We start from the raw sequence: 7,576 nt of genomic DNA, 5'->3' as shown, positions 1-7,576 counted from the left end.
GTGGTTGCCTCCGGCAGGCCGTACGGGGAACGAACCGACGCCCTTCCACCCCCCGGGGGCCTGCCGCGCGGCGAGCGCCGCTTTTCGCTCTTCGCCCTTCGCCCTTCGCCCTAGATCTTGAGAGCGCGAAGCGCACGCGTCAAACGCTGCGCAGCACCGAAACAACGACCCCGAGGATGGAAGCCCCATCCCCATCGATGTCCTGGTAAGCGGGGTTCCGAGCCTCCAGCACCACATGCCCGCCCCGCCGCCGGAACACCTTCACCGTGGCCTCGCCGTCGATCATCGCCGCCACGATCTGCCCCGAGTGCGCCTCCGGCTGCTGCTTCACCACCACGATGTCGCCGTCGCAGATGGCCGCGTCCACCATGGAGTCCCCGCGCACCCGCAGGGCGAACACCGTGCCCCGGCCGGTCAGTTCGCGGGGCAGCTTCAGCACGTCGTCCACGTGCTCTTCCGCCGCGATCGGGACGCCGGCGGCGATGTCACCCACCACCGGCACGGGGACCGAGTCGCTGCCGGCCGTCGGCGCACCCGTGTCCGCCAGGAACATCCGGACGTCGATGGGCCTGGTCATGGTGTCGCTCCGGCGCAGGAAACCCTTGTCCTCCAACGCCGCCAGGTGCTTGGACACCGACGAGGACGACCGGAGCCCCACAGCGTCGCCGATCTGCCGGGTGCTCGGTGAGTAGCCGTGGGCGCTGACCCAGTCCCGGATGGCCACCAGGATCCGCTGCTGGCGCTCGGGCAGGGCGGAGGCGTCGAACTCGTCGAAGGGCGTCACCCGGCGAATCTTATGCGGTTTCGCCTTCCCGCCGATCACCCCCGCCGCTCCCCGGCGACCGCCTCCCGCACCGCCGGCACCACCTCACCAGCCCACCGCGCCAACGTGTCCGCATCCGGAGTCCCACCCCGCGGCGAGAACAGGATGAACCCGGACGCGCCGTGCTCCAGGACCGCTCCCGTCAACTCCTCGACCCACTGCTGCACCGAGCCGCCGATCCACCGCCCGTCCCCACCCCGCGTCGCAGCCAGCGGCGATGCCGTGATCCGGCCCGGGAAGTTGTAGATCGTCCGCACCTCCCGGGGATCCCGCCCGACCGAGGCCGCCGCCTCGTCCACCACCGGACGGGACGTGCGGTAGCGCTCGCTGAGCCAGTCCGCCGCGTGACCGGGGAGCCAGCCGTCCGCGACCCGGCCCGTGGCGGCCAGGGACTTCGGGCCCACCGAGCCGGTCCACACGGGTGAGGCCGGAGCAGGTGCCGGCTCGATGTTGTTCACTCGATAGTGATCACCTTCGTGGGTGACCGCCGGTCCACCGCCCGAGAGCTTGCGCACCAGGACGATCGCCTCCTCGAACGCGTCCACCGCGTCGCCCGCCGACAATCGCTCCACGCCCATGTCGGCGATGCGGTCCCACAGCCCTCCCGCGCCCATGCCCAGCACGACCCGACCGCCGGACAGCGCGGACAGCGTCGTCACGGCTCGGGCGAGCATCGGCGCGGGTCGGGTCGGGAGGTTGGTGACGTTGGCGAACCCGGCCAGGCGCTGCGTCTGGCCCAGGACGAACCCGATCGTGGCGTACGCGTCGAGGCGGTCGCCGATGTACGGGTGGTCCGACAGCGAGAAGACGTCCAGCCCCTCGCGGTCCGCCCGCTGCGCCATCCGCAGCAGCTCCGGGCCCTCGTCCACGACGCTGTGCGCGCCGAACCCGAACACGACCTCAGGCAGCGACACGGTGTTCGTCAGCATGGTGCTGCTCGTCGACATAGCGGTGCCCCTCAACGCTCGATGCCGAACTGCGCGGCGAAACGGCTGGTGAACAGGTCCGCGCCCTTGTACTCCACGACCGTCTCGACCGGGACGGCGAACGGCCCCTCCGGCGACGGGAACTGGCCGACGCCGCCGCGCGGGCCCAGGGGCAGCAGGATCATCGGGTGCGGCGCGGGGTCGTAGGTCGCGGTCGGGTCCTCGCCGCGCAGGCGGGCGCTGATGTTGGCCGCGACGACCTCCGCGTGCTGCATCGCGTACCCGGCCATCTTGGCCTCGGGCAGGTCGGTGATGTCGCCCAGCGCGTAGACGTGGTCGTAGCCGACGACGTTCAGCGTGCCGGTGACCGGGACCGTGCCGCGCGGGCCGGGGGTGGTGAGGCGGCCGTCGGCGAGGTAGTCGCTGTTGACCCTGACCCCGTGCGCGCGGAACCAGATGTCCGCGGTGAGGCCGTCGGCGGTGAACGTGCCCAGGCGGCCGGGTTCGACCGGCGGGGTCACCGCCGTGCCCAGGCGCAGTTCGACGCCCAGCGCGTCCAGGGCCCGGTGGAGGTCCGCGCGGACCTCGGGCAGGAAACCGGGCAGCAGTTCGGTGCCCGGATCGACCACGGTGACCCGCTTGTCCGGCCAGACGTCCTTGATCTCGCCCGCCAGTTCCAGGCCGACCGGTCCGGCGCCGGCGATCAGGACGTGCCCCGCGTCGGCCAGTTCCTTGTGGGTCCGGCGCAGGTGGTCCAGGGCGTCGGCGGTGGAGTCGGCGGCGGGCTTGCCGGGGTAGCTGTAGCTGGACCCGGTGGCCAGGACGATGTGGTCGGCGTCGATCCGCGCGCCGGAGGCGAGGGTGACGCCGTGCGGGTCCACCGACGCGGCGCGGTCGCGGACGACGCGGCCGTTGGCCAGCAGGCCGTCGTAGGGGAAGAACAGGTTGCCGGCCCAGTCCGGCCGGGTCAGGGCCCGCAGCGAGCCGGCGGCGTTCACGAACGCGTCGCGCGGTTCGACCAGGACGACGTCCGCTTCGGCGTCCAGCGCCTTGGCGACGGCGGAACCCCCGTAACCACCGCCGATGACGACCACAGTGCTCATGTCCAACACGCTCCCCAGTAGTAGTTCGTGCCACGAACCATAATGGTTCGTGGCACGAACTACAAATCGCTGTGGTTCACGTCATGAAGACCACCGGCACCTCGTTGGCCGTGACGACGCGGCCGAGCAGGTCGGCGAGGGCGTCGCGCTCGGCGGGGTCGAGGCTCGCGGGGAGGAGGTCGATGCGGCGGCAGGTCTCGGCGTAGAACTCCTCGGCGAGCTTGCGGCCCTCGTCGGTGAGGCTGACCTGGATCGCCCTGGTGTCCTGGGGGTCGTGGTCGCGGCGGACCAGGCCGTTGCGCTCGGTGCGGTCGACCAGTCCGGTGACGCTGGACTTGGCCAGCCGCAGGACCGCGCCGAGTTCGCCCATGCCGTACGGCTGCGCCATGAGGACGCACAGCAGTTGGCCCTGTTGGGACGTGATGCCGAATTCCCGGCTCGATTCCGCGTAGACGGCGTTCACCAGGAACGCCGACCGCACCAACGCCGCCACGACCCCGATCCGGCCATCACCCTGATTGCCCATTTCCGCAGCCTAACAGTCGGTTCGCGCCACGAACTTCCTCAGCCGTCCGCCACCGCACCCACCATCCGCCACCGCACACCGCCCGCCGTCGCACCCACCGCCCGCCGCCGCACACCGCGCACCACCGCACCCGCGCGCCGCAACTCCGTCCGGCCGAGTCGTCCGCTTCGGGTCGCCGGAGTGATGCCGGACTCATCGCCCGACCGGCTATGCATGACCATACGTCGTCGTGCATAATTCGAGTCGTGTCCAAGGTGCTCACTTCCCTCCCCGCCGGCGAACGCGTCGGCATCGCCTTCTCCGGCGGCCTCGACACTTCGGTGGCGGTCGCGTGGATGCGTGAGAAGGGTGCGGTGCCGTGCACGTACACCGCAGACATCGGCCAGTACGACGAGCCGGACATCGCCTCGGTGCCCGGCCGCGCCGCCACCTACGGCGCGGAGCTGGCCCGCCTGGTCGACTGCCGGGCGGCCCTGGTGGAGGAGGGGCTCGCGGCGCTGGCCTGCGGCGCGTTCCACATCCGGTCCGGTGGTCGGGCGTACTTCAACACCACCCCGCTGGGCCGCGCGGTCACCGGCACGATGCTGGTGCGCGCGATGCTCGACGACGACGTCCAGATCTGGGGCGACGGCTCGACCTACAAGGGCAACGACATCGAGCGGTTCTACCGCTACGGCCTGCTCGCCAACCCGTCGCTGCGGATCTACAAGCCGTGGCTGGACGCCGACTTCGTCAACGAGCTCGGTGGCCGCAAGGAGATGTCCGAGTGGCTGCTGGCGCGTGACCTGCCCTACCGCGCGAGCACCGAGAAGGCGTACTCGACCGACGCCAACATCTGGGGCGCCACGCACGAGGCGAAGTCCCTGGAGCACCTCAACGCCGGCATCGAGATCGTCGAGCCGATCATGGGCGTGAAGTTCTGGGACCCGTCGGTGGAGATCGAGGCCGAGGACGTCACCATCGGGTTCGAGCAGGGCCGGCCGGTCACCATCGACGGCAAGGAGTTCGGCTCCGCCGTGGACCTGGTGCTGGAGGCCAACGCGATCGGCGGCCGGCACGGCCTGGGCATGTCCGACCAGATCGAGAACCGGGTCATCGAGGCCAAGAGCCGCGGCATCTACGAGGCTCCCGGCATGGCGCTGCTGCACGCCGCCTACGAGCGCCTGGTCAACGCCATCCACAACGAGGACACCCTCGCCGCCTACCACAACGAGGGCCGCAAGCTGGGCCGCCTGCTCTACGAGGGCCGCTGGCTGGACCCGCAGGCGCTGATGATCCGCGAGTCCATCCAGCGCTGGGTCGGCATGGCGATCACCGGCGAGGTCACGCTGCGCCTGCGCCGCGGCGAGGACTACTCGATCCTGGACACCACCGGCCCCGCGTTCAGCTACCACCCGGACAAGCTGTCCATGGAGCGCACCGAGGACTCGGCGTTCGGCCCGGTGGACCGCATCGGCCAGCTGACCATGCGCAACCTCGACATCGCCGACTCGCGCGCCAAGCTGGAGCAGTACGCGGGCCTGGGCATGGTCGGCAGCCGGCACTCGTCGCTGATCAGCGCCGCGCGGGTGGAGCCGACCAAGCTCATCGGCGCGATGCCGGAGGGCGGCGCGGAGGCGATCGCGTCGCGCGGCAAGGTCGTGGACGACGAGCTGCTCGACCACGCGGCCCTCGAAGCCGGCAACGACTGACCGGGTGCGTGCACCGCCCCACGCGGGGCGGTGCACGCCTAGGCTCGTCCGGGTGACGGACCTGCGCGCGATCTTCGGCGAGGACGCGGACCACTACGACCGCCACCGGCCCGGCTACCCGGACGCGCTGTTCGACCACCTCACCGGTCCCCGCGTGCTGGAGATCGGCTGCGGCACCGGCAAAGCGACCGCGCCCCTCGCCCGCCGCGGCCACTCGGTCGTCGCGGTCGAGCTGAGCCCCGCGATGGCGGCGGTGGCGCGGCGCAACCTGGCCCCGTTCCCCGCCGTCGAGGTGGTGGTGGCGGAGTTCGAGACCTGGCCGCTGCCGGCCGAGCCGTTCGACCTGGTCCTGGCCGCCACGGCGTTCCACTGGCTCGACCCCGCCACCCGCGCCGCCAAGGCCGCCGCCGCCCTGCGACCCGGCGGCACGCTGGCGATCGTCTCCACCCACCACGTGGCCGGCGGCAGCTGGGACGAGGGCTTCACCGCCGAGATCCAGGCTTGCTACGAGCGGTTCGACCCCGGCACCCCGCCGGGCCTGCGGATGACCGCCGCCGACGACGTCCCGCGCGACGACAGCGAGTTTGCGGGGCGGTTCGGGCCGGTCGAGTTCCACCGGTACGAGTGGGAACTGGCCTACACCGCGCCCGAGTACCTGGACCTGCTCATGACCTACTCCGGGCACCGCGCCCTGTCGCCGGACCGCCGCGCGGGCCTGTTCGCGTGCATCACGGCGTTGATCGACCGGCGCGGCGGCCGGATCACCAAGCGGTTCATGACCGAACTGGCCGCCGCCCGCCGCACTTGATCAACGCGACCCCTGATCAGCCCATCGCACCTGGTCAGCCCGGACCCTGATCGGCCCATCGCACCGGATCAGGCCGGCACCAGGCGGTGGATCTCGCGCGGCTTGGTCTCCCGCTCGTCGAACGCCACGTCCACGTCCGCCGACTGCACGGCCGCGAACCCCGCCTGGAACGCCTCCTCCGACTCCCACCGCACGACCGACACCACCGCGCCGCTGTCCGGCGCGAACCAGCCCTCGGCCGACAGGCACCCCGGCACCGCCCGGAACACGTCGGCGACCTGCCGGACGCGGGCCAGGAAGTCCTCGCGGTGGGCGGGGTGCGGGTAGTGGAACGCGACCATCCCGTACTGCATCACGTGCTCCTCTGCTGCCAGCCGCGCCCGATCATGCGGATCAGCGCGGGGTCCACGACGTGGTGGCGCAACGGCCGGATCGCGGCCATGTAGGCCCGGCCGAACCACCCGTTGGGCTTGACCAGCACGGCCATCTGCGCGCGGTGGCCGGACCCGTCCCGGACCCAGCCGATGTGCATCACGGTGTGCACGGTCCGGTTGGCCAGCTCGGCGGCCCACTCGTCGCCGGTCAGGTACACCGTCGTCAGCGGCACCGCCCGGAACCCCGGTCGGGGCGTCTCGCGCAGGTCGGCCGGCAGCCGGTGGCGCAGCGAGCGGACCCGCGCGCCGAGGCCCTGCTTCTCCGCGTCCCAGCCCAGCAGGGCGCCCAGCTTCCACCGCAGGGCGAACAACAGTCGGGACGCGCCCGAGAACCGGCCCTCGCCGGTGGTCATGTTGCGCACCAGGCGCGGGAAGTCGTCGGGACCGCCCGGCGTGGGCAGCGCCCACACGTCCTCGACCCGGAAGTCCGGTGCCACCTCGTGGATGCGCCACGGCAGATCCGTGTGCGCGCTGTCGGGAAGCTTCACGACCACGCCCTCCTGTCCCGTTCGGACCCGAACAACGCCAACCGGTCCGGTTCGCCGTCAGCGGAGGCGTGGGTTCGCAAGATGATCGCCTGTGTTGGTCAGCATAGGCTATTATGGCTAGCACAGGAGGAGGTGGCGTGACAACACGGCGGGAGCAGACCAGCGGGGAGAGCCGGGAGTTGATCCTGGGCGCGGCGGCGGCGTTGTTCGCGGAGAAGGGGTACCGGCAGACGACGTTCGCCGACGTGGCGGAGCGGTCGGGGATCAGTCGCGGGTCGATCCCGTGGCACTTCGGCAGCAAGGAGGGGTTGCTGCTCGCGGTCCTGGAGCGGTCGGTGGAGCGGGTGCGCGCCGGGTTGCCGGAGGAGGCCGACCTCGACGTGCTCACCGTCGGCCTGGAGGGCCTGTTCACGCAGCCCACCACCAAGCTGTTCGTGACGTTGCTGGTGGAGGCGCTCGAACCCGGCTCACCGATCCACGACCGGTACGCGGCGATCCACGAGGTGCTGCGCGAGCAGTGCCGCCGCTGGCTCGCCCGCTTCCCGCTGCCCGAGGGGCTGCCGGTCGACGCGCTGGCTGCGGCGTTGATCGGCGCGGGCATCGGCATCCACCTGCAGTGGCTGGTGGCCCCGGACAAGGTGGACATGACGGCGGCGTTGGCCGCCGTGCGCTTCCTGATGGCGGGCGCGGTGTCGGAGGGCTGAGGTCGGGAGTGGCGGCTGGGGCCGCCGCGCCCGAGCCGCCGCGCCCGAGCCGCCGCGCCCGAACCACCGCGCC

At 71.8% G+C, this 7,576-nt stretch carries 9 protein-coding genes; 3 read left to right on the top strand and 6 right to left on the bottom strand.

The annotated features are described in order from the left end of the window. Window positions 1-139 precede the first annotated feature (139 nt). The 4 genes from lexA to AB0A74_RS42055 form a co-directional block, all read right to left on the bottom strand. Window positions 140-793, bottom strand: a complete 654-nt coding sequence (gene lexA, locus AB0A74_RS42070; protein ID WP_358258761.1) for a transcriptional repressor LexA — start codon at window positions 791-793, stop codon at window positions 140-142. Between the two features lie 26 nt (window positions 794-819). Continuing rightward, on the bottom strand, window positions 820-1,770 hold the full coding sequence (locus AB0A74_RS42065) for an LLM class flavin-dependent oxidoreductase (RefSeq protein WP_358258759.1): 951 nt from the start codon (window positions 1,768-1,770) through the stop codon (window positions 820-822). Between the two features lie 11 nt (window positions 1,771-1,781). Further along, a complete protein-coding gene (locus AB0A74_RS42060; protein ID WP_358258757.1) occupies window positions 1,782-2,852 on the bottom strand; it encodes an FAD-dependent oxidoreductase in 1,071 nt (356 codons plus the stop codon). Window positions 2,853-2,928: 76 nt separating this feature from the next. Beyond that, window positions 2,929-3,378, bottom strand: coding sequence for a MarR family transcriptional regulator (locus AB0A74_RS42055; protein WP_358258755.1), 450 nt, complete (start codon window positions 3,376-3,378; stop codon window positions 2,929-2,931). A gap of 245 nt (window positions 3,379-3,623) precedes the next feature. Between AB0A74_RS42055 and argG the strand changes: the two genes are divergently transcribed. After that, window positions 3,624-5,069: an argininosuccinate synthase gene (gene argG, locus AB0A74_RS42050; RefSeq protein WP_358258753.1), complete on the top strand. Its 1,446-nt coding sequence runs from the start codon at window positions 3,624-3,626 to the stop codon at window positions 5,067-5,069. 52 nt (window positions 5,070-5,121) lie between these two features. After that, a complete protein-coding gene (locus AB0A74_RS42045; protein ID WP_358258751.1) occupies window positions 5,122-5,877 on the top strand; it encodes a class I SAM-dependent methyltransferase in 756 nt (251 codons plus the stop codon). 68 nt (window positions 5,878-5,945) lie between these two features. Here the strand turns inward: AB0A74_RS42045 and AB0A74_RS42040 are convergent, their stop codons facing one another. Together AB0A74_RS42040 and AB0A74_RS42035 are read right to left on the bottom strand one after the other, a co-directional pair. Further along, on the bottom strand, window positions 5,946-6,230 hold the full coding sequence (locus tag AB0A74_RS42040) for an antibiotic biosynthesis monooxygenase family protein (RefSeq protein ID WP_358258749.1): 285 nt from the start codon (window positions 6,228-6,230) through the stop codon (window positions 5,946-5,948). Next, window positions 6,230-6,799: a DUF2867 domain-containing protein gene (locus AB0A74_RS42035; protein WP_358258747.1), complete on the bottom strand. Its 570-nt coding sequence runs from the start codon at window positions 6,797-6,799 to the stop codon at window positions 6,230-6,232. The genes AB0A74_RS42040 and AB0A74_RS42035 overlap by 1 nt, the downstream gene beginning before the upstream one ends. 137 nt (window positions 6,800-6,936) lie before the next feature. On the opposite strand from AB0A74_RS42035, the gene AB0A74_RS42030 reads away from it, so the two are divergent. Continuing rightward, window positions 6,937-7,503 (top strand): helix-turn-helix domain-containing protein, encoded by a 567-nt coding sequence (locus tag AB0A74_RS42030; RefSeq protein WP_358258745.1) that lies wholly within the window; start codon window positions 6,937-6,939, stop codon window positions 7,501-7,503. The last annotated feature ends 73 nt before the right edge of the window (window positions 7,504-7,576 follow it).

The organism is Saccharothrix sp. NPDC042600 (assembly GCF_040647305.1).
In the GTDB taxonomy this organism is placed as follows: Bacteria; Actinomycetota; Actinomycetes; order Mycobacteriales; family Pseudonocardiaceae; genus Actinosynnema; species Actinosynnema mutabilis.
The sequence above is the reverse complement of the archived record's forward strand: the minus strand, read 5'-3'. Positions and strand labels throughout refer to the sequence as shown.

Coding starts and splice junctions, on each gene's coding strand:
- AB0A74_RS42065 (WP_358258759.1), bottom strand. CDS start 1,770: ATGTCGACGAGCAGCACCATGCTGACGAACACCGTGTCGCTGCCTGAG.
- AB0A74_RS42060 (WP_358258757.1), bottom strand. CDS start 2,852: ATGAGCACTGTGGTCGTCATCGGCGGTGGTTACGGGGGTTCCGCCGTC.
- AB0A74_RS42055 (WP_358258755.1), bottom strand. CDS start 3,378: ATGGGCAATCAGGGTGATGGCCGGATCGGGGTCGTGGCGGCGTTGGTG.
- AB0A74_RS42040 (WP_358258749.1), bottom strand. CDS start 6,230: ATGCAGTACGGGATGGTCGCGTTCCACTACCCGCACCCCGCCCACCGC.